This is a genomic window from Parazoarcus communis SWub3 = DSM 12120, from assembly GCF_003226565.1.
Classification (GTDB): Bacteria; Pseudomonadota; Gammaproteobacteria; order Burkholderiales; family Rhodocyclaceae; genus Parazoarcus; species Parazoarcus communis.
The window spans coordinates 624,103-650,516 of the sequence record NZ_QKOE01000001.1; the positions used below are offsets into that span (position 1 = coordinate 624,103).

Consider the following 26,414-nt stretch of genomic DNA (forward strand, 5'->3'; position numbering starts at 1 on the left):
GGCTCAACCCCAGGGAAATCCGTGTGCGCTCTGCATCCTGAAGTCAGGATCACAGCACAGCGGACACACGCCGTGCAGGGCACTACTCATGCATTATGCATGAACACATCAATCCAGTGCGAACTGTGCCTTCACCCACACATTGCGACCCGGCTCATTGATCCGGGTGTTGGCCGGAAACACGAAACCGGGCAGGGATGAACCGGTACGCGACAGATGCTCGGCATAGGTCCGGTCGAACAGGTTGTCGATACCCGCGGTCAGTAACACACCCTTGGCCGCACGCCAGCCGGCATTGAGCGATACCACCGCAAAGCCCGAGGACGGACCGATGTCCTGACCGTTCATGACGATGTTGCCTGAGCCGATGTCGACACGTTTCTGGTCGGCCACCATGCGCAACAGACCGCCATAGGAGAACGTGCCATCGTCGTACTCGAGCATCAGCCGGGCCTCCAGGGGCGGCTGCTGGGCCAAGGCGGTATCGTCAGTATCGTTCTCACCCCGTACCCAAGCCAGCGTCCCGGTGGTGCGCCAGTTGCGGGCAAAGCGCCAGGCCACATCGGCTTCGAGCCCGACCAGGGTAGCGTCGACATTGCGTACCCGGGTCGGTGCAATCCAGGTCAGCAGCACGTAGTCGCGGACCTTGCCGTAGTAGCCCGACAACGATCCACTCCACGCCCCCTGCTGCCAGTGCGTGCCAACGTCGAGCTGGGTGGTCTTTTCCGGGCGGATACTCAGGAAGGCGCTGTTGAGCGTGTTCTCATCGCGCAGCAGGCGCTCCCAGTAGTCGGGGAAGCGTTCCGCATGGCCAAGGCCTGCGTACCAGTTGCCCAGTGCGTACTCGCCTTCGTAGCGCACAAACCCGCTGCGTAGCGTCGCGCGGTCGGTCTCTCCCCGGGTCCGGTTGACCGGCACCATCATGCACATGCCGTTCATGTACATCCCGGCAACGCAGCGGCGGCCATCCTTGGCGGCATGCTGGTCGATGCGCAGCCCCGCCACCGTGCGCCCACCATCCGCATCGCGGTACGCCGCCTCACCAAACACGCCGAACTGGTCGAAGCGCATGTCTTCCTCGTACGGCAAGCTGCGGAAGGTATCGTCCGCGGCATCGCCGCTGGCGCGGTTCATCGCGTTACGGGCGCGATGGATGTCGCGCTTGGTGTCGGCACCCAGGGTGAGCCGCCACGGCTCGCTGGGGGCAAGCACCACGCCAGCCCGCGCACCAGTGGTGATGCGGTCCGGATTCATCGCCGAAAAACGGTTTGCCAGCGGCTGATCACGCAGGCTGTAGTTGTCCATCACATGATCGACATAGTTGTAATAGGCCTGCGCCCACACCTTTTCCACCAACGGCGACAGCTTGCGCTGCTCAAACTTCAACGCGATATTCTCGCGGGCAAAGCGCGACCCATCCATGCCACGGTCGGCATAGGCGGCACGACCATCGCTGCGCGCCATCGACAGCTCGACCGCGGTGTCGGCATCCGGCGTCCACGCCAGTGCGGCCTGGGTGTTCCAGCGCGTGTAGCGCGAGTGCACCTTGTCGCCATCGCCATCACGATAGTTCTCGGCATGGGCATGGGTGCCGCCCGCACGCACCTGGAACATCGGCGTGCTGCCGCGCACATCGATGACCTGGTCGTTGCGGCCAAAGCTGCCCACGGTCAGGCTGCCGTCAAGGCGCCAGCCGGCTTCATCGAGCGGCTTCAGGTCGCGCTCGAACAGCACCGCGCCTGCCGACACCCCAGCCCCGTAGATCACCGTCTGCGGGCCTTTCAGCACTGTTACCCGGTCATACGATTCGGGATAGACATAGGCCGTTGGCGGGTCCATCCGGCCGCCGCAGCCACCGTAGATCTCCTGACCATCCAGAAAGATGCCCAGCCGCGAACCCGACATGCCGCGCAGCACCGGATCGCCATCGGTACCGCCCTTGCGGATCACCGAGAAGCCCGGGATGCTCTTCAGGAAATCCGCGCCATCGTGCGCAGGAATCGGCTGCCGCGGCGCCTTCGGATCGGTGACCACGGTCAGCGCATCGACGGTGACCGGTGCGGTCACCACGACCGGCGCCAGTCGGTTCTCGGTATCGGTTTCAGTGGCATAAGCCGCCGGAATCCAGGCACAAGCGATCAGCGCCGCCAGCAGGCTGCACTTCATGGGAGGTTTGATATTCATGCGTATTGCTTCCATAGGGATGAGAAAGAAAATCAGATCAACAGCAGGCGCCGGATGCCCAGCAGGACCAACACCGCCCCCGCGCCACCGGCCAGCCAGCGATGCAGCCAGGCGCGGCCGGACAGCAGACGGGCGCCAAGGGTGCCGAATAGAGGGACCAGCAGCAGCAGTGGCGTCACCGCGGCGCCCAGCCCGAACGCCAGCCCGTGACCGGCCCCGGCCAACGCACTGCCGGACAAGGAGCAGATGCCCAGCAGCCAACCCAGCGGAGCACAGGGCGTGAGGCTGAGCGACAGCCCCAGTAGAAAAGGCGGTAGCCGGGCACCACTTGATGGACGACGGCAGCCGGCGCTCATGCCGGCGCTGGGGCGCTGACGATGAAACTGCAGGGGGCGGGCACTTGTCGCTGCGTCGGCCGTGCGCGGCTGGGCCGACCTGAGCAGTTGGTAAATCAGGACGCCGCCTGCCAGACAACTCGCCAGACCGATTGCAAGATGCCCGATGCCGCCAGAGAGCCAGCCGGCCAGCCGCGCGCCCATCCATCCGGCAAGCAGCCCGAGCAGGCCATAGGCCAGTACCCGCCCACCCAGAAACAGCCAGGTGTCGCGCATTGCAAGGTCATGCCCACGGCCCCGACCCAGCGCCCAGGTGCCCAGAAAAGGCAGGCAGGTCACGGTGCAGGCCGTCAGCCCCATCGACAAGCCCAGGGTCATCGACCCGAACAGCCCCAAGGGCAGCGCCGACAGGCTGCCCGCGACCGGCAGCTCACCGCTCATGAGGCCTCCTTGCCGGGTTGACGGCGCACGATGCGGACCGGCTTGACGGTGCCATCCGGCAGTTCTCCCGCCACCCGGCCTCGGTAGTAGTCGCGCGAGGACCGGAACACGGGAATCGGACCGAACCGGATCGAGATCACGTCGTCATCCGGGCAGAACTCGGCACAACGTCCGCACAGGGTGCAGTCATCGTGATAGGCGCGCCGGCCGTGCTCGGTATGAATCTCATGGATATCCATCGGGCACGCCTTCGCGCACACCCCGCACTTGTCGCATTTGTCGTGGCGACGCTTGACCAGCCGGGTCAGGGAGAAACGCCGGAATGCCGCGTTCATCGCCAGCATCGGGCAGATCCGGCAGAACGGCTGCCGCACCGCCAGCGCCGCAATCATCACGAAGCCGAACAGGGTATTGGCCAGCGCCCCCAGCGCAAAGGTCCAGCCGTCACCCAGCCGGATGGCCAGTTCGCTGCTGTCTGCGGTCAACAAGGTGGTCGCGATCCGCGACGGACAAACGTCGCAGTAGGGGTTGCCAAAGCTGTGCGGCGTCACCCCCAAGCCTGTCAGCAAGGGCAGCAGGAACACCAGCCCGAGCAACACCAGCCATTTCACCGGACGCACCCGCCCGGTTGCCGCTGGATCCAGGGTATGCAGGGGCCGGCCGAATCGACGACCCAGTTTGTGGGTCCATTCCTGCAGGGTCCCGAGCGGGCAGACCCAGCCACAGAAAGCCTTGCCCAACACAAGGAAGAACGCAGCAAACGATGCCAGCGTAAACAGCAGCGGCAACACGATCTTCAGGCTGACCTCCTGAGCCCGCACCAGTGCTTCGCCCACGCGGTGATGCATCTGGTGTTGCAGCGGCACCAGCACGCAGTAGCCGCCGTTCTGCTGGTCATAAGCGCAAGACAGCGCAGGCAGGGCATTCGAGATTTTGTCTGCGGCATAGTGACCCACCAGACTGCCGCCCCAGACCGTCAGGAACAGCATCACCAACTGCACATACAGCCGCACCCGCCCCAGCGTCGGAAACAGCGCTTTCATCGCCTCAGCCATGTTCCCGCCTCCTGTTCCTCAACAAGGGCAAGGCGGCGACCATGCCCAAGACCATGAAACCCACGCCATAGCCCAGGCTGCGGTTGCGCATCGGGTCGGGGCCATACTGGCCGTTGAACGCGGAGACATGCTCGAGATCACCACTACGATGCGTGGTGCTGACGACAAACCCGGCGGAGGTGCGACGCCCACCTTGCGCGATTTCCTGCGGATCGAGGTCATCCGGGAAGCGGATCGCCACCTCGCCCTGGGTATCGGTCAGCGCCCGGATGCGGCTGCCCCGTGCTGTCTCAAGCACCACCGCAACCCCGGCCAGCGGCACGCCGTCGAAGTACACCGAAAACAGCCGGCGTTCGCCCTCCTTATAGGGGCCACGATTGGGCAGGCGGTCGGGAAGCAGTTCCAGCCCGCCACGGTGCTGCTTCAACATGATCTCGGGCGAGGGACCGGGCTTGGGAAAGAACCACCACGTCGCGGCAGTCAGCACACGCTGGCCTTCGCGCATCGTGCCACGCAGCAGGTGGTGATGCCCCTCGGTGACCTGCCCGGCACTCCAGCTGCCGTCCGCCTCGCGCCTTGCCTGCGCGGGGGAGGCGTCGGCGTCGGGGCCGAAAACCTCGATCACACCGCCCTCGAACCCAATGACGCGGAAGCGCACACGCCCATCCTCACCGGGGCGGCCCGGCTCGATCAGCGGCGCGCGAGTCCAGTCGGTCGCACTGCTACGCGCTGCCGTCGGACGCCCCGGGTGCTCACCTTCGTGACCGGCACCCGACAATGGCTGCAAGAGCACCGTCGCCATCATCAGCCCCGCCCAGTTGCGCACGCGCGGCCTGCGGTCAGAACACATAACGGCCGGATACATAGGCAAACCTCGCGGCGGGTTCGGTGGCCGAGCCGTAGTTTGACGGCGCACGGGTGTTGAAGACGTTGTCCACGCCGATGGCTGCAGTCAATGCCTCAGTCACCCGGTAACTCAACTTGAGGTCGGTAGCGCCAAAATTGCTGTTGAACGCCGGCGCATCCGTGCTGCGGTCGTTCGGGTCCGAGTTGTAGTAGTCAAAGTGGTAGCGGGCCTGCACGTCGGCAGACAGCCGGCCTGCGTCATAACGCACGCCGAGGCGCGCAATCTGCCGGCTGCGGTCGCGCAGGCGCTCGTCGCTGCTGGCATCCCGGGCATCGATGTACTCCCAGCCCCCTTGCAGGAACCAGCGAGCATCCAGTTGCCAGGCCAGGGAGAGTTCGGCGCCACGCACCCGGGCGTCGGACACATTGGTGTAGACACTGCGTACCGTGATCGCAGCCGGATCACCACTTTCCCGCGGTTTGCGCACCGTGGTGATGAGATCACTCACACGGCTGTCGTATGCGACGAGTTCGGCGCGCAGGCGCGCGCCTGCGTAGCCAAAGGCGATCTCCCAGCTGCGGTTTTGCTCGGGTTTCAGATCGGGATTACCGACGATCAGCGAACGTCCGCCACGCACAAATCGGGAGTACTGCTCAAGCACGGAAGGCGCACGGAAGGCCTCTCCATAGCCCAGTCTGACCGACCAGGGCCCCGGCTGCCACGAGACGGACAGGCGTGGATTGGTGGTGCTGCCAAAGTCATCGAAGCGGTCGTGGCGAACGCCCAGCAAGGCACGCCAGTCGCCAGCGATGACCCATTCGTCCTGCAACAGCAAGTGATCGTTGACGCGTGTTGCATTCCGGCTGTTCAGGCTGACATCCAGCTCGTCGCGGCTGCTGCCCGCCCCCAGCACCAGGGTATGCGCTCCCCAGCTACGGGTGTAGCGCGCCGTTGCCTGGTGCTGCACGAAATCGGTTGTCTCGATGGTCGGATAGGCGCGGGTTGTCTTTGCATCCGAATGCCCCCGCGACAGATCGACATCGAGCACACCGCCGGCCACAAGCCCCTGATAGCCCAGTTGGACAAAATCCCGGCGCTCTCGCTCATAGGCGTCAAACGGCACTGCCACCGGTCTCGACGGCGGTGCCGCAGCCAGCAAGCCGGGGCCGGTATCATTCTGGTCCAGGTGCTCGATACGCCAGTTGATGCGGTGGTCGGATCCGACCCTGGCATAACCGTCATACGCGTAGTAGCGCTCGTCGATGCGGTTCAGGTCCGCAGTGGGACTGTCGCGGTCGTAACGGAACAAACCGCGGTCACGATGCTCGACGCTGACCCGGTGGGCGCTGACGTCCCCGCCATACTCGACGCTCGCACCAGTGATGGCTGTCTCGCGCTGACCGTGGGCGGAACGCCCCCAGGTACTCGCGACACGCCCACCCGGACCGCTCCCCAATGCCGGCTTGCGGGTGATCACATTCACCACGCCACCGCTTGCGTCCGCACCGTACAGCGCGGACATCGGACCACGCACGATCTCGATGCGCTCCACATCTTCCACCGCAAACAGGTTCAGGTTGCGGCTGCCGTACTTGCTCGTCCGCCGCTGCCCGTCCACCAGTAGCAGGGTTGCCGAACTGCTCAGGCCACGCATGGTGACCGTCGAGTTTGCACCATTGGGGCGGGCATCCACCCCAACCGCCAGCTTGAGCGCCTCGGTCACGCTGGTCCCGGTGTAGGCCTGCAGGTCGCGCTCACCCACCACCTGTACCGCAGCCTGCACATCGGCAATGGACTGCGCCCGCCCGCTCGCGGTGTAGACCACCACATCACCCAGCACCGTGTCCTCCGCCAGCACGGGGCTCATACCGAACACGGGCACCGTAAGTGCGACCAGCGCCTTCAACTTCATGCTTCGCTTCTTCATGTCTTCCTTCCAGACCTGGAGCCGGGGTCAGACAACGCCCGGCCGGGCACCTGCCCAATGCGGGCAGGCAAACGTGCAACGCACGACGACAGGCAGACGCCCGCCTTGCGGCGTGGCATCCGTTCGTCATCAGATGAGAAGAAGATCAGGCGAGGACGGGAGGGCCGCGGGGATGCGGAGCGAGGCGATACGGTTGGGATTCAGGTACGGTCGAAGCGGCGCAAGGCGGTGTGTCGCACAAGGCCGTGCCGCAGAACCCGCAACCGAACTCGGGCGGCGGCAAGGCAATGCTGGCTGCGAGCAGGATGCACAGCGGACAATGCGGTACGGCAAGCGGGTCACTGGGCGCACCGCCGTCCAGCGGCTCGGCGATACGGACAACGCCCGCCGAGGTACAGACTTCCGACCAGCGCACACCACCCTCACCCAGCGCGTCGGCAACACGGGCGATCGTCGGCGCAAGGGCGCCCAGCAGGATGGCCAAGGCGGCAATCCTGGCAAACAGCAGGCGGGTGGCGGTCGAAAACATGGTCATGCCGACTGGCGGGACGTGCCCGCCGTCAGATCAGACTGGAATCAATGTTTGTGCTTCATTTCGCCGTGTCCCTGCCCCATTGGCGCGGCACTGTTCAACGGGCGCGCATCTGCCTTCAGCTCCAGCGTCTCGCGCTTGCCGTCGGCGCCTTCGACCACGATCGATACCGGCACGACATCACCGACCTTCACCTGCTGCTTCAGGTCGATCAGCATCACGTGATAGCCACCGGGCTTGAGCTCGACCGCCTGCCCGGCCGGCAGCGCCAGCCCGGGGATGGCGCGCATCTTCATGATCTCGCCGTCCATCACCATCTCGTGGATCTCGACCACACCGGCAACCGGCGAACTGGCGGACACCAGACGGGCATCCGCCGGCGAGGTGATGCGCATGAAGGCACCGGTGGCCTTTTGCTGGGCAACGGTGGCACGCACCCAGGGATCACTGACCGACACATCGGCCTGGGCAGCGGTGGACACGAGGGCGGCGACCAGCGCCGAAGCGAACAGGGCTTTCATTTGAGGCTCCTTGCAGCAGTGATGAAACGGAAACCCGCCCGCCCCGGAAGGACGGACGAATGCCATGGTATTGACGGACTCAGCACAGCCGGGTCACGTCAGCCAACAGGACAAAAAGGAATCAGATTGAGCTTGCCCGACAGGGCAATGGCGGCGGACGCAGGGAAAGCCCCCCGCGTCAGCGGGTGCGGATCAGGCCGCCAGGGGCGGTGCGCGCGGGTGGGACGCCGCCCAGGCGAAGAGCGGGCGCGGCGCAAGATAGAAAAGCGGGGGCAACAACAGATCGGGATGCACAACGCCAAGGCCGGCTGAATCTAGCGGCGGCAGCGCAAACGCCCCGGCATGGGGACAGCAGTAGGGACAACTGGCCATGTCGGCCATATCACCCTGCCCTTGTTCGCGCTCGGCGGCATCGACCGCTACCCACTGCATGCCCTGGGAGGTGCAGATTTCCACCAGGGCCAGGCCATTGGCCTCGAACACGGGCACCATCGCCTGGCTGATTGCCGGCGCCAGCGCACTGAGCAGCATCGCGAACAGCGCGATCGAGGCCATCAGGCGTTGGCGAAGGGCGGAGCGAAAGGTCTGCACGGGCGTGAGCGTCGGGTCCGGTAAGGGTGCTGCGCAAACAGCACGTGCGAATGCTAACACATCCGCTTACACGCACAAAAACGGGGCGTCACCTGAAGCGGCTCAGGCGGCGACTTCGGCGCCCAACAAGCGTGCGACCGCCAGCGGGTTGGAGGGAAAGTAGAAGTGCACATACGACGCGGTCAGACGCCCGCTCCGATACACCGCCTCGCCCTCACGCCCGTCTGGCGTACGTGCGCGCACCAGCGCCGGCAGCGGCGTCTCGCTTTTTGAGTAGTGGAAGGTATGACCGGTCAGCCGCCCTTCCGGCAGCTCGACTTCCTGCATGCCGAGCGCGGCCAGACGTTTCTGCATCACCGAACGCCCCGGGAGCAAACCACCAAAGCGGTGTTCGACCCCGGCCTTGTCCACCACGCACTCGAACAGGCTCATCATGCCACCGCATTCGGCTAGCACCGGTTTGCCTGCATCCACATGGGCCCGCAGGCTCGCCCAGAATGCCTGGCTGGCGCCCAACACTTCACCGTGAAGTTCGGGATAGCCGCCCGGCAGCCACACCGCGTCGCAGGCCGGCAGGGCATCACCCGCGAGCGGCGAAAAGAAGCACAGCCTGGCCCCCAGCTCGCTCAGCGTGTCGAGATTGGCCGGGTAGATGAAGCCGTAGGCCGCGTCGCGCGCCACGGCCACCGTCCGCCCTGCCAGCGCAGGCTCGACCACGGCAGGACGCTGATCGACAAAGGCCACGGCCGCCGGCAGTTCAGCCGCACCGGTCTGCGCCAGGCTGTCAGCCAGCCGGTTGAGCCGCGCGTCCAGATCCTCGATCTCGGCCGCCTGCATCAAGCCCAGATGGCGCTCGGGCAGCGCAGCCTCGGCGTCGCGCATCACCGCGCCAAAGAAACGCATGCCGGGTGGCAGTGCCTCGCGCAACATGTCGGCATGACGCGCACTCCCAACGTGGTTGGCCAGCACCCCGGCAAAGGGCAGCCCCGGCCGGAAAGTCGCCAGCCCATGTGCGATTGCGCCAAAGGTCTGTGCCATTGCCCGGGCGTCAATCACTGCCATCACCGGCAAGCCGAAACGGCAGGCAATGTCGGCACCGGACGGCTTGCCGTCGTAAAGCCCCATCACCCCTTCAACCAGGATCACATCGGCCTCGCCTGCGGCAAGGTACAACCGGTGGGCAATGTCAGCCTCGCCACACATGCCGAGGTCGGCGTTATAGACCGGGGCACCACTGGCCACCGCATGGATCTGCGGGTCAAGAAAATCCGGCCCGGACTTGAACACCCGTACGCGGCGTCCCAGGCGGGCATGCATGCGCGCAAGCGCAGCAGTGATGGTGGTCTTGCCCTGGCCGGAAGCCGGTGCAGCGATGAACAGGGCGGGACAGTGTCGAACGGTCGTCATGGTCAATCCAGATTCAATGAGGTGTGTGGCTAAGCCCCGGTGCCGGACGACAGCAGCGTGGCTTAGCCACACACCCGGAAACGTCAATTCAGCATGCGTCAGCGTGCAGGGCCATGAACCACGGTACAGCCGGCATGAGGCGGATGTGCCGCCTCGTCGGCCTCGGCCGCAAACCATGCCAGCCGCGGGTACAAACCGACCACACCGCCAACCACGGTCAGCGCTGGCGGGCGGATGCCAGCCCCCTTCACCCGCTCGGCCAGCGTTGCCAGATCGGCGGTCACCACGCGCTGCGCTGCCGTGGTTCCACGCTCGACCACGCCCGCTGGCGTGGTCGCGGACAGACCGTGGGCAACCAGCTGATCACAGATCTCCGCCAGCCGGGAAATGCCCATGTAGATCACCAGGGTCTGGCCCGGGCGCGCCAGCATCGGCCAGTCGAGATCGAGCGCCCCATCCTTCAGGAAGCCGGTGGTAAACACCACCGATTGGGCGTGGTCACGATGGGTCAGGGGTATGCCGGCATAAGCGGCAATGCCGGCGGCGGCCGTCACCCCGGGGACCACCTCGACGGTAACGCCGGCCTCGACCAGCACCTCCATTTCTTCGCCCCCACGGCCAAAGATGAAAGGATCACCGCCCTTCAGCCTCACCACCCGCTTGCCCTCACCCGCGAGCCGCACCAGCAGGCGGTTGATCTCGTCCTGTGGCAGCGTGTGGTCGGCCGCCTTCTTGCCCACATAGATGCGCTCTGCACTTTCAGGCGCCAGGCCAACAATGGCGGGACTGACCAGATTGTCATACACCACGACATCCGCACCCTGTACCAGGCGCGCGCCGCGCAGCGTCAATAGTTCGGGATCACCCGGCCCTGCGCCTACGAGATAGACATGACCGGCCTGCGGCCCCGGACGGGCCACCTTGATGCTGGGCAGACTCATTTCACCACTCCATGCCGGCCATCCCGCGGATGCCGGCGACAAACGTCCGATCGCCACGGTGTAGCTTGCACACCGGGTGCCAGGCGCAACGCGCGCCCTGATGCCGCTTTAGACAGAGGCGGCTACATCCGGACTTACTTGATGCGCTCGGCCAGTTCCGCCAGCCCCTGCAGCATGTCCGGCCCGGGCTGGAAGAAATGCTCGCCGGTCAGCATCACCAGGCGCACGGGCAGCATGCCAAGTTGCGCATTGCAATGTTCCGCCGTCGTCCGGTTGAGCGAGATCACCACATCAGGCTGGAAGCGCGCCACCGCCGACAGGATATCAGGCAGTTCCTCGCCCGCACGCAGATGACGGATGCGCGGCAGCGTCTCCACGACCTCGAACCCCGCATGCGAGAACAGATCGCCGACCACATGACCGCGCCCGAACGAGTAGGGCTCGCCGGAACAGGCCGACAGCACCAGTGCGCGCAAGCTCTCACCCTCCACCTTGCGCGCGGCAGTGCGCCAGTCACGGGCAAACGCATCCACCCGGGCGCTGCCCTCTGCCGCGCCGCTGGCCTGGGCCACCGTACGCAGCATCGATTCGGTCGCCGCCATCGACTCGAAACCGTCGACCTGGACGATCCGGGTGCTGGGCGCCAGATCCGCAGCCAGCAGACGGGCATCGCTACCACGCGATATCAGCACCAGATCGGGCTCGAGTGCATCGATTGCCAGCGTGTCCGGGTCTCGAACCCCGCCCGTTCGGGGCAGCGCTTCACGCCCGCGCTCGTAACGCGATACGCCCACGACACAGTCTCCCCGACCCAACCAGTCCAGTACCCGAGTCAGATAGGGGGACTGGCTGACAATGCGCGGGCACTCCGCCGCCATCGCCGGCACACTAAGGACAAACAGCACTGCCGCGCAGACGCGGCAAATCCATGGGTTCATGACTCACTCCGGAATGAAGGTGATACGGCCATCCAGATCGTAGCGCCGTAGCGCATGACCGAAGGCGTGGCTCAGGCAGTCGGCCCGCAGCACGGTGTCACGCCCGCCGGCCACCACGCCGCCGCGGCCGTCGAGCAGGATGATGTGATCGGCGTAGCGCGCCGCCAGGTTGATGTCGTGCAGCACCATGACCACGCCGCTACCCCGCTGCGCCGCCTGACGCCGGAACAGGTCAAGGACGGCAATCTGGTAGCGCAGGTCGAGATGATTGAGCGGTTCATCGAGCAGGAAGAGACGCGGGGCCTGCGCCAGCAGGGTCGCCACCGCAACGCGTTGCCGCTCGCCACCGGACAGGGTCAGGACGCCACGGTGCTCGAACCCGGCCAGCCCCACATCCTGCAAGGCTGCACGACAGATCCGTTCGTCCTCGGGGCCTTCCCAGCCCCAGCGACCCAGATGGGGATGGCGACCGATCAGCACCGTCTCGAGCACGCTGGCGGCGAAGTGATCCGGCTGCTGCTGCAGCAGCACACCACGGTAGCGGGCCGCATCCTGCGCCGACCACGCCGCGTAAGGCAAGCCCCCCAGGCGCACTGCGCCAACGCTGGGCTCGCGCAGGCCCGCGAGGGTATGCAGCAATGTGGTCTTGCCTGCCCCATTGGGCCCAAGCAATACCAGACACTCACCGGCAGCCAGCGACAGGCTGAACTCGCAGCACAACCAGCGCTCGCCCACCTGCAGCGCCAGGCGCTCGGCCTCGAGCAATGGCGCCTCGTCCAGCGGCAGTGAGCGACTTGCGTTCATCGTGGATTCCGCGACAGCAGGTACAGGAACACCGGCACGCCGATCAGCGCGGTCAGCACGCCAACCGGCAACTGTTGTGGCGCCATTACCGTACGGGCCAGCGTATCGGCCACGGTCAGCAACACGCCGCCGGCCAGCATGGCCGCCGGCAACAGGATACGTTGATCGTTACCCAGTGCCAGCCGGACCAGATGTGGCACGATCAGGCCGACAAAGCCCACCGATCCGACCAAGGTCACCGCGACCGCCGTCAGCAGCGAGGCCACCACATACAGCACGCGGCGCAGGCGCTGCACACTGACACCCAGCGCCCGTGCGCTCATCTCGCCGCGCGCCAGCACATTGAGATCGCGCGCCCACGGCAGGATCAGCACCAGGCCGACAATCAGCACGCCCAGCGCGGGCCAGGGCCGCGCCGCACCGCTGGCATCGCCCATCAGCCAGAACAGCATCGACTGGACCCGGGTGTCGGGTGCCAGCGCCAGCATCAGGGTCACTGCGGCACCGCAGCCAGCCGCCACGATCACCCCGGTCAGCAGCAGACGGGTCTGCGTCCAGCTGCCGTCTCCATGTGCCAGGCCAAACACCAGCATCATGGCCGTCAGCGCCCCGGCAAACGCGGCAGCATCCACCCACACGGCGGCCACACCGAGCGAGATCGCCGATAACGCGCCCACCGCCGCGCCCCCGGAAATTCCCAGGATATAAGGGTCGGCCAGGGGGTTTCGCAACAGCACCTGCATCAGGGCGCCCGCGATTGCCAGCAGGCCGCCACAGACAAAGGTGGCCACTGCACGCGGCAGGCGCAGCTCACGCACGACATTCGCGGCCATGCCGGTATCGCCAGAAAACAGCGCCCCCCAGACCTGCTTGCCGTCAATCGGCAGACTGCCCGCCGACAAGGCCCAGCCAAAAGCCGCCACCGCCGCAAGCAGCAGCACGACGATGACGAACAGGGCCTGTCCGGGCGCTTTCACGTCGGCCTGCGGTCAGCGCGGCGTGTAGCGTACGCCGACGAAGACGTTGGTGCCGGGCGTGCGGTAGCCACGTGCCAGCTCGTAGTCCTGGTCGAGGATGTTGTCGGCACGGGCTTCGATCCGCCAGTCACGCGCGACACGGTAATGCGCAAATGCACTGAGCAAACCATAGCCATGCAGTTCGACGGTATTTGCAGCATTGTCGTAGCGACGGCCTGCACCGCTCCACTCCACGCCCCAGTCGAAGCTGTCCAGCGTATGCGACAAGCGAAGGAAACCGGCACGCTGGGCACGGCGCTGCAGGCGGCGACCGCTGTTCTCATCCTTGGCGCTCAGGAAATCGGCACCCGCCGCAAGGTTGAAGTTGCCCACGTTCAGAAAGTAAGCCAGTTCAACCCCTTTCAAGCGGGCTTCCCCGATATTGACCTGCAGCCCATTCGGGCTGCCAGTGCTCACCAGGTTCTTGACCTTATTGTCGAAGTACACCGCCTCGACCATCTGCGCACCGCTGCTCCAGCGCACGCCAATCTCGCGGTTCAGCGCTTCCTCCGGCTTGAGGTCCGGGTTACCGGTAAAGGACGACGATGCCGGCCAGTACAGCTGGTTGAAGGTCGGCGCATTGAACGCGGTGGCAATGCTGCCGCGCAGCCGCCATTGCGCGTTCAGGTCGTAGCCATACGCGAACAAGCCGGTGGTCTTGGCGCCGAACTGCGAGTTGTCGTCATGACGGGCATTGATCTGCAGATGGTGCGCATCGATTGCCGCAGTCCAGCCCAGCACTGCGGAATTGACCCGCCGGCTATCCTGACGGTAGGCGGTGGTACTGTCGAGCTTGCTCTCGACATACTCGTAGGCCGCCAGCAGCGTTCCCACTGGCAAGGCAAGGTCGTGCTGCCACACGAACTGATCCTGCAAGGTGTTGAAGTAGGTCGGGTTTGCCGTGCTGGCCTTGTTGAGCGTCTTGTCCTGGCTCTGCCCCAGGCGCAGGGTGCTGGTCCAGCCCTCGAGCACTTCATTACGCATGTACACATTGGTCATGCTGGATTTCTTGTCGATGTAGGAATCGAAGTAGCCGCCCGCGATCAAACCGCTGGCGTCATACCAGTTGCGCGCATCCGACTGCGCAAAGCTGACCCCGACCTCATCGCGGCTGCGAAAACCCAGCGACAGCGAACCGCTCAGCATGTCGTTGCGCAGGCCATCATCGTCTGCCCAGTAAGAAGTGCGTGTGCTGCTGCTGACCCAGTAGCGCGGATCGCGCTTCGAATTGTAGCCGTCGGTGCGTTCCTTTCCCGCAGTCAGGCTGTAGCGTAGCCGCTCCACGCCGCCTGCCAGGGTTGCCGAGCCCTTGAACGTATTGTGGGTGCCGTAGCCGACAAAGAGTTCGGGATGAAAGCCTTCCTCGCCCTTGCGGGTAAAGATCTGGATGACGCCGCCGATCGCCTCGGAACCGTAGAGGGCGCTGGCCGGGCCGCGCAACACCTCGATACGCTCGATCATGGCAAGCGGAATCGTCTCCAGCGTCGGCGCACCCGAACTTGCCGAGCCAACCCGGACTCCGTCGATCAGCAACAGCGTATGGCGCGACTCGGCACCGCGGATATAGCTTGTCGCGTTCGAACCCGGCCCACCATTGGCACTGACCTGCACGCCAGGCAGCGCACGCAGGACGTCAATCAGCGAAGACTGGCCGGCACGCTCGATATCGGCACGGGTCAGCACCTCGACACTGGCCAGACTGTCATCGGCGCGCTGGGCCTGCCGGGTGGCAGTCACCACCACCGGCGCCAGATCGGCATCATGCTGGGCGTAAACGGAAACACTGGGCAGCGGCAAGGCAGCCGCAAGCGCCACGGCAGGCGCGGACAATCGGATGGACAACATCGGAGACACTCCCCTGGCCACGCCGCACGTCCCCGCACGATCGTGGCTGATCGCAAACTGGAAGGCTTCTGGGGAAAAGACAGGCACACTCGTCACCGCCACCCCGCGGCACTTCCGCTCATTTGCATCCGGGCCGGTATCCGGGCTCGTGAGCTGTGCCGGTCGGATCACGACCGGACTCAGCACATCGCCTTCCCGGAAGGTCGTCCTTCCAGTGGCTTCTCGATGCGCCTTGCGCTCACTTACCGTTGCGGGGGCAGCACAGGCCTTGCGCGCCATGGGCGACGCTCACCTGTTTCCCGTTTAACCCACCGGCAGGAACCGCCGGCGAGCACCACGAACGCGCTACCCCTTTCGGAGCAGTGGGGGCGGATGATACCTTGTCCGGCTTCTTCTTGCAGTGCAAAAAACCAGACCTTCCAATGACCTGCGAACTGATCCTCGGCGGCGCCCGCTCCGGCAAGAGCCGCTTCGCCGAACAATCCGCGCTGGAGTCCGGCCTCGCCGTCACCGTCATCGCCACCGCCGAAGCGCTTGACGATGAAATGCAGGCGCGCATCCGCCGCCACCAGCACGATCGCCCCGCGGGCTGGCACACCATCGAGGCCCCCCGCCAGCTCGCTGCAGCCTTGCGTACCCATGCGGCAGCCGACCGCTGCCTGATCGTGGATTGCCTGACCCTTTGGCTGACAAACCTGCTGCTCGACGGCGACCCACAGACAGAGGTAGCACCGGCCGCCTTTCACCTCGACACGCCCCCCGCGCTGCGTGCTGCACGCGACGAACTGCTCGACACCCTTCCCACGCTGCCCGGCCGTATCCTCCTGGTGGCCAATGAGGTCGGCCTGGGGCTGGTCCCCGAAACCCCGCTCGGACGCCTGTTCCGTGACGAGGCGGGGCGCCTCAACCAGATCGTCGCCACACGCTGCAGTCGCGTCGTCTTCGTGGCGGCGGGACTGCCGCTGATCCTGAAGCAGGGCTAAACTGCCGCCACCCGAAAGGCTGCCAGCAGCGGGAATGCCGCAAGACAGACAGCCTCCGGCCCCTGCACCACCCTTCATCTTTCAGTGAAATCCGTATGTCCCAGACCTTCGACACCGCCCAACTCCACGCGCCAGACACTGCGATCGCCCCACGCCTGCAGCATCGCATCGACCGCAAGACCAAGCCGCTGGGTGCGCTCGGCCGGCTCGAGGCGCTGGCGCTGCAGATCGGCCTGATCCAGCAGAGCGAGACCCCCGTGCTGAACCAGCCTCACATCATGGTGTTCGCGGGGGATCACGGCGCAGCGCGAGCCGGTGTATCGGCCTACCCGCAGGACGTGACCTGGCAGATGGTGGAGAACTTCCTCGCAGGCGGCGCCGCCATCAACGTGTTCAGCCGCCAGATGGGGCTCGGGCTGACCGTCATCGACGCTGGCGTCAATCACGACTTCGGCAAGCGCCCCGGCCTGATCGACGCCAAGATTGCACCCGGCACCGACAACTACCTCGAGCGCCCGGCCATGACGCCCGCGCAATGCGAGGCGGCACTGGCCCGCGGCCGCCAGCTGGCGCATGCGCTGGCCGCCAACGGTTGCAACTGCGTCGGTTTTGGCGAGATGGGCATCGGCAACACCGCTGCCGCATCGCTGCTGACTCACTGCCTGATCGGCAGCCGGGGCGGTGCCGACCTCGCCACCGTCACCGGCCGCGGGACTGGCCTGGATGATGCCGGGCTGGCACGCAAACGCGCACTGCTGGCACAGGCCCTGGCCCGTGGCGGCCAGCCGGACGAACCACTGGCACTGCTGGCGGAGTACGGTGGTTTCGAGATCGCAATGATGGCGGGCGCCATGCTGGGCGCGGCCGAAAAGCGCATGGTGCTGATGATCGACGGTTTCATCGTCACCTCGGCGCTGCTCGTCGCCCACGCCCTGAACCCTGCCATCCTGCCCTACTGCGTGTTCGCCCACCGCTCGAAAGAACCCGGCCACACCCTGCAGCTGCAGTACCTTGGCGTCGAGCCGCTGATGGAGCTCGACCTGCGTCTGGGCGAAGGCACCGGCGCGGCGCTGGCGTATCCGCTGGTTCAGGCGGCAGTCGGTTTCCTGAACGAGATGGCCAGTTTCGAATCCGCCGGGGTCAGCGACCAGGGATAAGGGCTCAGAATCCCTGAAATACGAAATCGAGCGCTGCCGTAATATCGGCCTGGTGATCCGCGACCGAACACACCTTGTCGCGCAGCATGCGGGCCGGCACCGCTGCAAGCTTGGGCACCTCCAGCAAGCAGGCGACGCCTTCAAGCTCGATGACCGGCATCAGACGGTGCGGCACCTTTACCGTGGAAAACCGGTCGCGGCGGCGCAGTGGCACGACGACCCGGGAGTCGAGTGCATCAAGCAGGTCTGCCTGCACGACGACCAGATACGGCACCTCGGCGGCAAGCGTGCCCGTGTTGCGATAGACGTCGAAGCGCGCCATGTCAGAACGCACGCCACTCATCCAGAGGCAAGCCTTCCTGCTCGACCACCTTGTTGTACTCGGCAAAGAAGTCCGCGTGCTCGTCCCGCCAGCGTCGCGCACGTTCCTCCCGGATCAAGCCACGCAGATAATCGTCGCAAACTTGAGAGAGATTGATGCCCAACGCCCGCGCTTCGACCAGGACATCGGCCGACAAGCTAAGATTGGTCGCTTTCTTGCCTGAACTGACCTGAACCGACATCACGTCCTCGCATACGCATTCATTGTGCGCATTGTAGGGGCGCATCCGGCTGACAATCAAACTTGACGACGCTCCTGTGCGCTACCAGATCGAACTCTTCTTCACTGCGCTCGGCTTTTTCACCCGCTTGCCGGTGCCAGCCTGGGTGCCGTGGTCGCCAGAGCGGCTCAATCATGCGGCGCGTTACTTTCCGCTGATCGGCTGGGTCATTGGCGCAATCGGCGCGGCAAGCTACCTGGCCTTTGCCTGGATCCTGCCGCCCACCCTGGCCGTCATCCTGTCGATGGCAGTGACGATACGTGCCACCGGCGCCTTCCATGAGGATGGCTGGGCGGATGCCTGCGACGGACTCGGCGGCGGCTGGGACAAGGCGCAGGTACTGATGATCATGAAGGATTCACGCATCGGCAGTTACGGCACCGTCGGCCTGGTGCTGATGCTGCTGGCGAAGGCGGTGGCGCTGATCGAGATCGGCATCGAGGACGACCTCAGTGTGGTACTTGCCCTGGCAGTTGCGCATCCGCTGTCGCGCCTGGCGTCCACCAGCCTGATCCATCTGCTGCCCTATGTCCGGGAAGACGAAACCAGCAAATCCAAGCCTCTGGCACGTCGCCTGACACCGGCCGAATTGCTGATTGCCACGATCTTCGGCCTGCTGCCGCTGGCGCTGCTGCACCCGCTCGAAGCCCTTGCTGCCGTGCTCGCCGTCACCGCGGTCACGCTGTGGTCGGCGCGCCTCTTCATCCGCCGCCTCGGCGGCTACACCGGCGACCTGCTCGGCGCCACCCAACAGGCGAGCGAACTCGCCTGCTACCTCGGCATCCTGATCGCATGGAACTTCATCTGATCCGACACCCCAAGCCGGATGTCGCCTCCGGCGTCTGTTACGGCCAGCTTGACCTCGGCCTGGCCGAATCCGCCACAGCGGTCGCGGCGCGGCTGCGCCCCATCCTGCCCGAACGGTTCGAACTTCACACCAGCCCGCTGCAGCGCGCCCGCCTGCTGGCCGAAGCGCTTGGCGAGGCAAGGACCGACCCCCGGCTGATGGAAATCAGCTTCGGCGAGTGGGAAGGCCGGCGCTTCGACGATATCGGCCAGGCGATCGATGACTGGGCCAGCGATCCGCTGGGTTTCCGCGCCCCTGGCGGCGAATCGGCACGCGAGATGAGCACCCGGGTACTCGACTGGCTGGCGGGGTTGCGCGCAAACCCTTCATCGCAAACGGTGGTCGTGGTCGCCCACGGCGGGCCGCTGCGCGTGATTGCCGGCCACTTGCTCGGCCTGCCGCCCGACCGCTGGCTGGGCCTGGACTTTGCCTGCGGACAGGCGACCCGGATCGATGTCGCGACCTGGGGTACGACGCTGAAGTGGTTCAATCGCCACGCCTGAGCGGGATTTTGCACCCCCACACGGGCTGAAACACACGCATGCCTCCTAGACGCCCGGGCTTCATGGGATAATTCGCCCCTTTCACTTGTCGTCGCACTGCATGCCCACCTCGCTGCCCGATTTTTCTACCGGTCGTCTCGTCATCGTCGGCGACGTCATGCTCGACCGCTACTGGCACGGCTCGACCACACGGATATCGCCCGAGGCCCCCGTCCCGGTGGTCAAGGTCGAGAACGACGAGTTCCGCGCGGGCGGCGCCGGCAACGTGGCACTCAATGCCGCCTCGCTGGGTGCGCTCACCACGCTGGTAGGGCTGATCGGTCGCGATGAGGCCGGCCGCCTGCTGCGCGAAAGGCTGGAAGCCGGCCAGGTTGTCTGCCACCTGCTGGAGGCACCGCAACACCCCACCATCACCAAGCTACGCATCATCAGCCGCCACCAGCAACTGATCCGGCTCGACTTCGAAGACAACTTCGCGGTACTCGAATGCGCCGGCATCGAACAAGCGTTCGAGGGTGCGCTGGCGAACCGTGGCGCGGTGGTGCTGTCGGATTACGGTAAGGGCACGCTGGCCCAGGCCGGCAGCCTGATCCGGGTGGCACGCGAACACGGACTACCGGTGGTGGTCGACCCCAAGGGCACCGATTTTGGCCGCTACTGCGGCGCGACGGTGATTACCCCGAACATGAGCGAGTTCGAAGCCGTGGTGGGTCATTGCAAGGACGAGGCCACGGTACGCGAACGTGGCGAGGCGCTACGCCAGGCGCTGGGCCTGCAGGCGCTGCTGATCACCCGCTCTGAGCGTGGCATGACCCTGCTGCAACAGGATCAAGCCGCACTGGATCTGCCCACCCGGGCACGCGACGTATTCGACGTGACCGGCGCAGGCGACACCGTGGTCGCCGTACTGGGCGCCGGCCTCGCCTGCGGGCTGCCGATGGCGCAGGCTACCGCGCTGGCCAACCTGGCCGCCGGCATCGTGGTCGGCAAGCTCGGCACCGCCACGGTAAGTCGCGAAGAGCTGGCAGGCGCGCTCGCTGCCGGCTGATAACTGAAACTTAAGGAGCACCAGATGATCATCGTCACCGGCGGCGCCGGCTTCATCGGCAGCAATATCGTGCACGGGCTCAACGCCCGCGGCATCACCGACATCCTGGTGGTGGACGATCTGAGCGACGGCCGCAAGTGCCTCAACCTGGCCGACGCCGACATCCGCGACTACATGGACAAGGACGACTTTCTTGCCCGTCTGCAGGCAGGAGAGGATCTGGGCACGGTCGAAGCCGTGTTCCACGAAGGCGCCTGCTCTTCCACCACCGAGTGGGACGGCCGCTTCGTGATGAAGGTGAACTACGAGTACACCAAGGCCCTGCTGGCCTGGTGCGTGACGCGCAGGATCCCGCTGATCTACGCCTCGTCAGCATCCGTCTATGGCATGGGCCCGAACTTCCGCGAAGAGCGTCGCTTCGAGCAGCCGCTCAACATGTACGCGTACTCCAAATTCCTGTTCGATTGCCACCTGCGCCCCCAGTTGGGCAAGCTCGACAGCCAGGTGGTCGGTTTGCGCTACTTCAACGTCTACGGCCCGCGTGAACAGCACAAGGGCAGCATGGCCAGTGTTGCCTTCCACTTCAACACCCAGCTTGAGGAATCCGGCCGGGTGCGTCTGTTCGAAGGCTCGGACGGCTATGGCCCGGGCGAACAACGTCGTGACTTCATCCATGTCGACGACATCGTCGCGGTCAACCTGTGGCTGCTCGACAACCCGCAGGTCTCCGGCATCTATAACCTGGGCACCGGCAAGGCGCAAAGCTTCAACGACGTCGCACGGGCGGCGATCAAGTGGTACCGCGCCCAGGGCGAGGAAGGCGGTGGCATCGACTACATCCCCTTCCCCGATCATCTCAAGGGTCGCTACCAGAGCTTTACCGAAGCTGACATGAGCGCGCTGCGCGCGGCGGGCTACGACCGCCCCTTCATGGATGTCGAAACCGGCGTACCGCTTTACCTCGACTGGCTGGCCGCGCGCAGCTGAGCGACCCTGGCATGCGCAAGATCCTCGTCATCGGTCCGTCCTGGGTGGGCGACATGGTCATGGCCCAGAGCCTGTTCATGGTGCTCAAGCAAGCCGGGGAATGCACCATCGACGTGCTCGCGCCGGGCTGGTCGCTGCCCATCCTCGAGCGCATGCCCGAGGTCCGCAAGGGTCTGGTAATGCCGCTTGGCCACGGCCAGTTCGGGCTGGGCGCGCGCTGGCGCCTGGGGCGTGAGCTGGCCGCCGCGGGCTACGACCAGGCCATCCTGCTGCCAAACTCGCTCAAATCCGCGCTGGTGCCTTTCTTTGCCGGTATCGGGCAACGCACCGGCTTTCGTGGCGAGATGCGCTACGGCCTGGTGAATGACTTGCGCATCCTGGACGAAACCGCACTACCGATGACGGTGCAGCGTTTCGTCGCCCTCGGCCAGGCCGACGGCATGCCCCTGCCGACACCCTTCCCTTGGCCACACCTGCTCGCCGATACTGGCAACCAGGCAACGCTGCGCGGGCGCCTGGGCCTCGCCGAGGATCGTCCCGCCATCGCCTTCATGCCCGGCGCCGAATATGGACCGGCCAAGCAGTGGCCGCTGCCGCACTATGCCGCACTCGCCGACGAACTGGTGGAGCGCGGCTACCAGGTGTGGATACTTGGCGCACAAAAGGACCATGCGGCAGCCGCCGAGATCGCCGCCGACCGGCCGCAGGTGCACAACCTGGCCGGACGCACCCAGCTTGGCGACGCGGTGGACCTGCTCGCGCTGGCCGACGCTGCAGTCACCAACGACTCCGGCCTGATGCACGTTGCTGCGGCACTGGATCTGCCGCTGGTGGCCATCTACGGCTCGTCCAGCCCCGAACACACCCCGCCGCTGTCGAAGCGGGTCGCGATCACCAGCCTGCGCCTGGAATGCGCACCCTGCTTCAAGCGTGTCTGCCCGCTAGGCCATACCCGTTGCCTGCAGGACATCGCCCCTGGCCAGGTGCTGGCAGCACTTGACTGCCTGGGCGCCGCCGGCCGCATCATCATGCCGATCACACAGGCCTGAGCCGGCGATGCGCGTACTCATCGTCAAGACCTCCTCGCTCGGCGACGTCATTCATACCCTGCCAGCGCTGACCGACGCCGCACAGGTGTTTCCGGACATCCGCTTCGACTGGGTGGTGGAGGAATCCTTCGCCGAGATCCCCGCCTGGCATCCTGCGGTTGACCGGGTCATTCCAGTCGCAGTCAGGCGCTGGCGCAAACACCCGCTGAAGGCACGCCAGAGCGGCGAGTGGCAGGCCTTCACCCGGACAATCTCCAGCACCGGCTACGATGCGGTGATTGACGCCCAGGGCCTGCTCAAGAGCGCCTTCCTGTGTCGCTTCGCGCGCAGCCCGGTACATGGGCTGGATTGGAAGTCCGCACGTGAAACACTGGCGGGCCTGTTCTACGACAACCGCCACCCGGTGCCATGGGGGCGGCACGCCGTGCTGCGCGTGCGCGAGCTCTTCGCCCAGGCGCTGGGCTACCGCCTGCCGGAGGAGGCCAGCGGCCCACGTGATGGCGCAACTCGCGCCAGCGCGGCCACTTACGGGCTAGATCACGCGCGCGTGCTCGCCACCGCCGCGCACCAGCCGGACACCTCGCGCCCCTACCTGGTCTTCCTGCACGGCACCACCTGGGCAACCAAACACTGGCCGGAAACTTACTGGCGCCAACTTGCCGAACGCGCCAGTGCCCACGGCTGGGCCGTGCGCCTGCCCTGGGGCAGCATCACCGAGCACGAACGCGCCGACCGCATCGTGGCCGGCATTCCCGGCGCCAGCGTACTGCCACGGCTGACGCTGACCGACCTCGCCGCAGAACTGGCCGAGGCACGCGCCTGCGTGGCGGTCGACACCGGCCTGGGCCATCTTGCCGCCGCACTGGATGTGCCCACACTGTCACTGTTCGGCCCCACCAACCCGGGCTACACCGGCGCCTGGGGGCAACGCCAGCGTCACCTGGCCAGCGATTTCGGCTGCGCACCCTGCCTGCGCAAGACCTGCAATCACGTCGCAACGGCCGATGAACGCCAGCACTTCGACCTCGCCACCGAACATCCACTGTGCTTCACCCGCCTCGCCCCGCCGCAAGTCTGGTCGGCACTCGAAGACCTGGCCGGCACGCCCACGCCGCCATTGACGGACCCCGATTGATGCAACTCGCCTTCTGCCTGTACAAGTACTTTCCCTTCGGCGGCCTGCAACGCGACTTCCTGCGCATTGCGCTCGCCTGCCAGGCGCGTGGCCACGCCATCCGCGTCTATGTGCTGGAGTGGGAAGGCGAGGTGCCACCAGGCTTCGAGCTGATCAAGGTACCGGTACGTTCGGTGTTCAACCATTGGCGCTATGCCGGATTCACCCGCTGGGTACAGGCCGATCTCGCTCGCCGACCTGCCGATCGCGTGATCGGGTTCAACAAGATGCCCGGGCTCGACGTCTATTACGCCGCCGACCCCTGCTTCGAGGAAAAGGCGCGCACCCTGCGCAAACCCCTGTATCGCTACAGCCCGCGCTACCGGCATTTTTCCGCCTACGAGGCAGCGGTGTTCGGCCCGGAAAGCCATACCGAGATCCTGATGATCTCGACCACCCAGCAACCCCTTTTCAAACGCCACTACGGCACCCCCGCACGGCGCTTTCACCTGCTGCCCCCCGGCATCGCCCCCGACCGTCGCGCGCCCGCCGATGCGGGTACACGACGCACCGCTGCGCGCGCGCGCTTCGCTGACGAATTCGGCCTGCAGAATGGCGAATTGCTGATCGTGCAGATTGGTTCGGATTTCCACCGCAAGGGGCTGGACCGCAGCATCGAGGCCCTGGCCGCACTGCCTGAACCCTTGCGCCGCCGCACCCGGCTGGTGGCAATCGGCGCCGACGACCCCACGCCCTTCACTGCACAGGCCGCACGACTGGGCGTGGGCGAGCGGGTGTTCATGCCCGGCGGGCGCAAGGACGTGCCGGACTTCCTGCTTGCCGCAGACGTGTTGATGCATCCAGCTCGCCACGAAAACACCGGCACCGTGCTGCTCGAAGCACTGGTCGCCGGCCTGCCAGTGCTGGCCTCGGCCGCCTGCGGCTATGCGCACTACATCCTTGATGCCGACGCGGGCAATATCGTTGCCGAACCCTTCAGCCAGACCGCACTCAACGACACCCTGCGCGGCATGCTGGACAACCCCGATGCGCTGCGCTGCTGGCAGCACAACGCGCTGGCCTTTGCCGACAGCGCCGACCTATACAGTCTGCCCGAGCGCGCGGCTGACATCATCGTGGGCCAGCGCGGATGAGGAAGGTCGAGCTGCGTCCGCCGCTCACCACCCTGTGGGCCGGCCGCGACCCCTTCGCTGCTGCGGCCGAACTGGCGCGCTCTGCACCTGCCGGAGCACTCGCCCGCGATATCGAGGGCCGGCGTACATTGCGCTTCGAGATCGACCATCGCGGCTACTACCTGAAGGCGCAGAACGGTGTCAGCTGGGGGCGTATCGCCGAGGAATGGCTGCACCTGCGCCGTCCTATTCTGGGCGCCAGCAATGAGTGGCAGGCCATCGAGCGCTGCCACGCACTCGGCATCCCCACCATGACTGCGGTGGGCTACGGTGAGTGCGGCGCCAGCCCGGCCCGGCGACAGTCCTTTCTCGTCACCGAGGCGATCGAGCCGGCGGAAGACCTCGATGTTGTCACCCGCACATGGCGGGAACACCCCCCTGCCACCCGCGACAAGCGTGCGCTGCTGCTGCAGGTGGCCGATATCGCACGCCGCCTGCACCAGGGGGGCATGAACCATCGCGATTTCTACCTGTGCCACTTCCTGCTGAGACTGGCGCCAGACGGCGCCTCGACGCGCCCGCAGCTGGCGCTGATCGACCTGCACCGCGCCCAGATCCGTCGCAGCACACCCAGGCGCTGGCGTGACAAGGATCTGTCGGCACTGTACTTTTCGGCGCTCGACATCGGTCTGACGCAGCGTGACAAGCTGCGCTTCCTGAAGGCCTACTTCGACCGCCCGCTGCGTGACATCCTGCAGCAGGAAGCCCGGTTGCTGCAGGCGCTCGAACGCGAAGCCGCGCGCCTGAAGCGACGCTTCGAACGCAAGTTTGCACACCGCCCGGCGCTGCAGCGATGAGCGCCTGGACACTACAACGCGACGGTCTCGACGCCGCCGCCCGCACCGCATTCGCATCGCTCGACGCGGTGTTCGCACTTCAGGGCGAGCAGGTCGCGCGCGATCCACTGAGCCGGGTACTGAAGGTCAGCGTCGGCGCACGCAATTATTACGTCAAGCTGTACCACGGTGCCGGCAAGAACCCCCTGCGACGCTGGCTGGGCCGCACCCGCGTTCGGGCCGAATGGGAAAACCTGCAACATTTCGCCGACTGGGGCATCCCCACCGCGCATCTGGTGGGCTGGGGCGAGGAGCGCCGCCATGGCCGGTTTGTGCGCGGCGCGCTGATCACCGCCGAACTGCCCGACACTGTGGACCTCAACCGCATGGCGCTGGACAAGGATGCCTGCCTGCGCAACCGCCCCTGGGTCGCCCAGGTATCGCGGCAGGTGGCCGCCGCCACCCAGGCCATGCACCGCCATCGCTTCACCCACAACGATCTGAAATGGCGCAACCTGCTGGTCACCCGCGACACGCCGCCTGCGCTCTACCTGATCGACTGCCCGGCCGGCGAGTTCTGGTGGGGGCCCTTCCTGCGTTACCGCATGGTCAAGGACCTGGCTTGCCTGGACAAGGTCGCCAAGTATCACCTGAGCGCCACCCAGCGCTTGCGCTTCTACCTCGACTACGCCGGCAAGACACGGCTGGATGCCGCCGACAAGGGCAGGATCCGGCATATCCTGCGTTTCTTCGCCGGCAGGGAGTAGACCA

General features: G+C 65.9%; 27 protein-coding genes and 1 riboswitch. Of the genes, 11 read left to right on the plus strand and 16 right to left on the minus strand.

All coding sequences use genetic code 11. From position 1 onward, the window contains the following. Positions 1–108 precede the first annotated feature (108 nt). The 14 genes from DNK49_RS02895 to DNK49_RS02960 form a co-directional block, all read right to left on the minus strand. Positions 109–2,184: a TonB-dependent copper receptor gene (locus DNK49_RS02895; protein ID WP_243632214.1), complete on the minus strand. Its 2,076-nt coding sequence runs from the start codon at positions 2,182–2,184 to the stop codon at positions 109–111. A 32-nt stretch (positions 2,185–2,216) separates the two neighbouring features. Next, positions 2,217–2,960: an urease accessory protein UreH domain-containing protein gene (locus DNK49_RS02900; protein WP_110522790.1), complete on the minus strand. Its 744-nt coding sequence runs from the start codon at positions 2,958–2,960 to the stop codon at positions 2,217–2,219. Further along, positions 2,957–4,015: a 4Fe-4S binding protein gene (locus tag DNK49_RS02905; protein WP_243632215.1), complete on the minus strand. Its 1,059-nt coding sequence runs from the start codon at positions 4,013–4,015 to the stop codon at positions 2,957–2,959. The genes DNK49_RS02900 and DNK49_RS02905 overlap by 4 nt, the downstream gene beginning before the upstream one ends. Next, positions 4,008–4,841: a hypothetical protein gene (locus DNK49_RS02910; RefSeq protein WP_110522791.1), complete on the minus strand. Its 834-nt coding sequence runs from the start codon at positions 4,839–4,841 to the stop codon at positions 4,008–4,010. Before DNK49_RS02910 ends, DNK49_RS02905 begins: the two co-directional genes overlap by 8 nt. Positions 4,842–4,854: 13 nt before the next feature. Continuing rightward, entirely contained in the window at positions 4,855–6,789 is a 1,935-nt protein-coding gene (locus DNK49_RS02915) for a TonB-dependent receptor plug domain-containing protein (protein WP_110522792.1), read from the minus strand. A 145-nt stretch (positions 6,790–6,934) separates the two neighbouring features. After that, positions 6,935–7,324 carry a DUF2946 family protein gene (locus tag DNK49_RS02920; RefSeq protein WP_110522793.1) on the minus strand — a complete coding sequence of 130 codons (390 nt, stop codon included), beginning with the start codon at positions 7,322–7,324 and terminating at the stop codon, positions 6,935–6,937. Positions 7,325–7,365: 41 nt separating this feature from the next. Further along, complete coding sequence (locus DNK49_RS02925) at positions 7,366–7,842, minus strand: copper chaperone PCu(A)C (protein WP_110522794.1); 477 nt, start codon at positions 7,840–7,842, stop codon at positions 7,366–7,368. 192 nt (positions 7,843–8,034) lie between these two features. Continuing rightward, positions 8,035–8,433: a DUF2946 domain-containing protein gene (locus DNK49_RS02930; protein ID WP_243632216.1), complete on the minus strand. Its 399-nt coding sequence runs from the start codon at positions 8,431–8,433 to the stop codon at positions 8,035–8,037. A 102-nt stretch (positions 8,434–8,535) separates the two neighbouring features. Beyond that, positions 8,536–9,840, minus strand: a complete 1,305-nt coding sequence (locus tag DNK49_RS02935) for a cobyrinic acid a,c-diamide synthase CobB (RefSeq protein WP_110522796.1) — start codon at positions 9,838–9,840, stop codon at positions 8,536–8,538. A 98-nt stretch (positions 9,841–9,938) separates the two neighbouring features. Further along, positions 9,939–10,781, minus strand: coding sequence for a uroporphyrinogen-III C-methyltransferase (gene cobA, locus DNK49_RS02940; RefSeq protein WP_110522797.1), 843 nt, complete (start codon positions 10,779–10,781; stop codon positions 9,939–9,941). 134 nt (positions 10,782–10,915) lie between these two features. Continuing rightward, complete coding sequence (locus DNK49_RS02945) at positions 10,916–11,719, minus strand: ABC transporter substrate-binding protein (protein ID WP_133255077.1); 804 nt, start codon at positions 11,717–11,719, stop codon at positions 10,916–10,918. 3 nt (positions 11,720–11,722) lie between these two features. Further along, entirely contained in the window at positions 11,723–12,523 is an 801-nt protein-coding gene (locus DNK49_RS02950; protein WP_110522799.1) for an ABC transporter ATP-binding protein, read from the minus strand. Next, a complete protein-coding gene (locus DNK49_RS02955; RefSeq protein WP_110522800.1) occupies positions 12,520–13,500 on the minus strand; it encodes a FecCD family ABC transporter permease in 981 nt (326 codons plus the stop codon). The genes DNK49_RS02950 and DNK49_RS02955 overlap by 4 nt, the downstream gene beginning before the upstream one ends. 12 nt (positions 13,501–13,512) lie before the next feature. Next, a complete protein-coding gene (locus DNK49_RS02960; RefSeq protein ID WP_243632217.1) occupies positions 13,513–15,384 on the minus strand; it encodes a TonB-dependent receptor domain-containing protein in 1,872 nt (623 codons plus the stop codon). Positions 15,385–15,499: 115 nt separating this feature from the next. Continuing rightward, positions 15,500–15,738: riboswitch (cobalamin riboswitch) on the minus strand. A 68-nt stretch (positions 15,739–15,806) separates the two neighbouring features. Here DNK49_RS02960 and cobU point away from each other — a divergent pair. Continuing rightward, complete coding sequence (gene cobU / locus DNK49_RS02965) at positions 15,807–16,367, plus strand: bifunctional adenosylcobinamide kinase/adenosylcobinamide-phosphate guanylyltransferase (RefSeq protein ID WP_110522801.1); 561 nt, start codon at positions 15,807–15,809, stop codon at positions 16,365–16,367. Between the two features lie 95 nt (positions 16,368–16,462). Then, entirely contained in the window at positions 16,463–17,524 is a 1,062-nt protein-coding gene (gene cobT, locus DNK49_RS02970; protein ID WP_110522802.1) for a nicotinate-nucleotide--dimethylbenzimidazole phosphoribosyltransferase, read from the plus strand. A gap of 4 nt (positions 17,525–17,528) precedes the next feature. Here cobT and DNK49_RS02975 read toward each other — a convergent pair whose 3' ends face one another. Both DNK49_RS02975 and DNK49_RS02980 read right to left on the minus strand, forming a co-directional pair. Then, entirely contained in the window at positions 17,529–17,858 is a 330-nt protein-coding gene (locus DNK49_RS02975) for a CcdB family protein (RefSeq protein ID WP_243632218.1), read from the minus strand. Then, positions 17,848–18,132, minus strand: a complete 285-nt coding sequence (locus DNK49_RS02980) for a type II toxin-antitoxin system CcdA family antitoxin (protein ID WP_243632219.1) — start codon at positions 18,130–18,132, stop codon at positions 17,848–17,850. Before DNK49_RS02980 ends, DNK49_RS02975 begins: the two co-directional genes overlap by 11 nt. A 31-nt stretch (positions 18,133–18,163) precedes the next feature. On the opposite strand from DNK49_RS02980, the gene DNK49_RS02985 reads away from it, so the two are divergent. The 9 genes from DNK49_RS02985 (at position 18,164) to DNK49_RS03025 (ending at position 26,410) form a co-directional block, all read left to right on the plus strand. Next, positions 18,164–18,934: an adenosylcobinamide-GDP ribazoletransferase gene (locus DNK49_RS02985; protein ID WP_110522804.1), complete on the plus strand. Its 771-nt coding sequence runs from the start codon at positions 18,164–18,166 to the stop codon at positions 18,932–18,934. Continuing rightward, positions 18,919–19,476, plus strand: coding sequence for an alpha-ribazole phosphatase family protein (cobC, locus tag DNK49_RS02990; RefSeq protein WP_110522805.1), 558 nt, complete (start codon positions 18,919–18,921; stop codon positions 19,474–19,476). Before DNK49_RS02985 ends, cobC begins: the two co-directional genes overlap by 16 nt. Before the next feature lie 100 nt (positions 19,477–19,576). Next, positions 19,577–20,524: a D-glycero-beta-D-manno-heptose-7-phosphate kinase gene (gene rfaE1, locus DNK49_RS02995; protein WP_110522806.1), complete on the plus strand. Its 948-nt coding sequence runs from the start codon at positions 19,577–19,579 to the stop codon at positions 20,522–20,524. A 24-nt stretch (positions 20,525–20,548) separates the two neighbouring features. After that, the gene (gene rfaD / locus DNK49_RS03000) at positions 20,549–21,511 is read left to right on the plus strand and encodes an ADP-glyceromanno-heptose 6-epimerase (RefSeq protein ID WP_110522807.1); all 963 of its coding nucleotides are present in this window, start codon (positions 20,549–20,551) and stop codon (positions 21,509–21,511) included. An 11-nt stretch (positions 21,512–21,522) separates the two neighbouring features. Further along, positions 21,523–22,560 (plus strand): lipopolysaccharide heptosyltransferase II, encoded by a 1,038-nt coding sequence (gene waaF, locus DNK49_RS03005; protein ID WP_110522808.1) that lies wholly within the window; start codon positions 21,523–21,525, stop codon positions 22,558–22,560. A gap of 7 nt (positions 22,561–22,567) precedes the next feature. After that, positions 22,568–23,695, plus strand: coding sequence for a lipopolysaccharide heptosyltransferase I (gene waaC / locus DNK49_RS03010; protein ID WP_110522809.1), 1,128 nt, complete (start codon positions 22,568–22,570; stop codon positions 23,693–23,695). Continuing rightward, positions 23,695–24,828, plus strand: a complete 1,134-nt coding sequence (locus DNK49_RS03015; protein WP_110522810.1) for a glycosyltransferase family 4 protein — start codon at positions 23,695–23,697, stop codon at positions 24,826–24,828. The genes waaC and DNK49_RS03015 overlap by 1 nt, the downstream gene beginning before the upstream one ends. Continuing rightward, positions 24,825–25,664, plus strand: a complete 840-nt coding sequence (gene rfaP, locus DNK49_RS03020) for a lipopolysaccharide core heptose(I) kinase RfaP (RefSeq protein ID WP_110522811.1) — start codon at positions 24,825–24,827, stop codon at positions 25,662–25,664. The genes DNK49_RS03015 and rfaP overlap by 4 nt, the downstream gene beginning before the upstream one ends. After that, a complete protein-coding gene (locus tag DNK49_RS03025) occupies positions 25,661–26,410 on the plus strand; it encodes a lipopolysaccharide kinase InaA family protein (protein WP_110522812.1) in 750 nt (249 codons plus the stop codon). Before rfaP ends, DNK49_RS03025 begins: the two co-directional genes overlap by 4 nt. The last annotated feature ends 4 nt before the right edge of the window (positions 26,411–26,414 follow it).

Coding starts and splice junctions, on each gene's coding strand:
- rfaP (WP_110522811.1), top strand. CDS start 24,825: ATGAGGAAGGTCGAGCTGCGTCCGCCGCTCACCACCCTGTGGGCCGGC.
- rfaD (WP_110522807.1), top strand. CDS start 20,549: ATGATCATCGTCACCGGCGGCGCCGGCTTCATCGGCAGCAATATCGTG.
- cobA (WP_110522797.1), bottom strand. CDS start 10,781: ATGAGTCTGCCCAGCATCAAGGTGGCCCGTCCGGGGCCGCAGGCCGGT.
- cobU (WP_110522801.1), top strand. CDS start 15,807: ATGACCTGCGAACTGATCCTCGGCGGCGCCCGCTCCGGCAAGAGCCGC.
- DNK49_RS02925 (WP_110522794.1), bottom strand. CDS start 7,842: ATGAAAGCCCTGTTCGCTTCGGCGCTGGTCGCCGCCCTCGTGTCCACC.
- DNK49_RS02915 (WP_110522792.1), bottom strand. CDS start 6,789: ATGAAGAAGCGAAGCATGAAGTTGAAGGCGCTGGTCGCACTTACGGTG.
- rfaE1 (WP_110522806.1), top strand. CDS start 19,577: ATGCCCACCTCGCTGCCCGATTTTTCTACCGGTCGTCTCGTCATCGTC.
- DNK49_RS02950 (WP_110522799.1), bottom strand. CDS start 12,523: ATGAACGCAAGTCGCTCACTGCCGCTGGACGAGGCGCCATTGCTCGAG.
- DNK49_RS02920 (WP_110522793.1), bottom strand. CDS start 7,324: ATGACCATGTTTTCGACCGCCACCCGCCTGCTGTTTGCCAGGATTGCC.
- waaC (WP_110522809.1), top strand. CDS start 22,568: ATGCGCGTACTCATCGTCAAGACCTCCTCGCTCGGCGACGTCATTCAT.
- waaF (WP_110522808.1), top strand. CDS start 21,523: ATGCGCAAGATCCTCGTCATCGGTCCGTCCTGGGTGGGCGACATGGTC.
- DNK49_RS03025 (WP_110522812.1), top strand. CDS start 25,661: ATGAGCGCCTGGACACTACAACGCGACGGTCTCGACGCCGCCGCCCGC.
- DNK49_RS02960 (WP_243632217.1), bottom strand. CDS start 15,384: ATGTTGTCCATCCGATTGTCCGCGCCTGCCGTGGCGCTTGCGGCTGCC.
- DNK49_RS02935 (WP_110522796.1), bottom strand. CDS start 9,840: ATGACGACCGTTCGACACTGTCCCGCCCTGTTCATCGCTGCACCGGCT.
- cobC (WP_110522805.1), top strand. CDS start 18,919: ATGGAACTTCATCTGATCCGACACCCCAAGCCGGATGTCGCCTCCGGC.
- DNK49_RS02900 (WP_110522790.1), bottom strand. CDS start 2,960: ATGAGCGGTGAGCTGCCGGTCGCGGGCAGCCTGTCGGCGCTGCCCTTG.
- DNK49_RS02895 (WP_243632214.1), bottom strand. CDS start 2,184: ATGAATATCAAACCTCCCATGAAGTGCAGCCTGCTGGCGGCGCTGATC.
- DNK49_RS02945 (WP_133255077.1), bottom strand. CDS start 11,719: ATGAACCCATGGATTTGCCGCGTCTGCGCGGCAGTGCTGTTTGTCCTT.
- DNK49_RS03015 (WP_110522810.1), top strand. CDS start 23,695: ATGCAACTCGCCTTCTGCCTGTACAAGTACTTTCCCTTCGGCGGCCTG.
- cobT (WP_110522802.1), top strand. CDS start 16,463: ATGTCCCAGACCTTCGACACCGCCCAACTCCACGCGCCAGACACTGCG.
- DNK49_RS02980 (WP_243632219.1), bottom strand. CDS start 18,132: ATGCGCCCCTACAATGCGCACAATGAATGCGTATGCGAGGACGTGATG.
- DNK49_RS02905 (WP_243632215.1), bottom strand. CDS start 4,015: ATGGCTGAGGCGATGAAAGCGCTGTTTCCGACGCTGGGGCGGGTGCGG.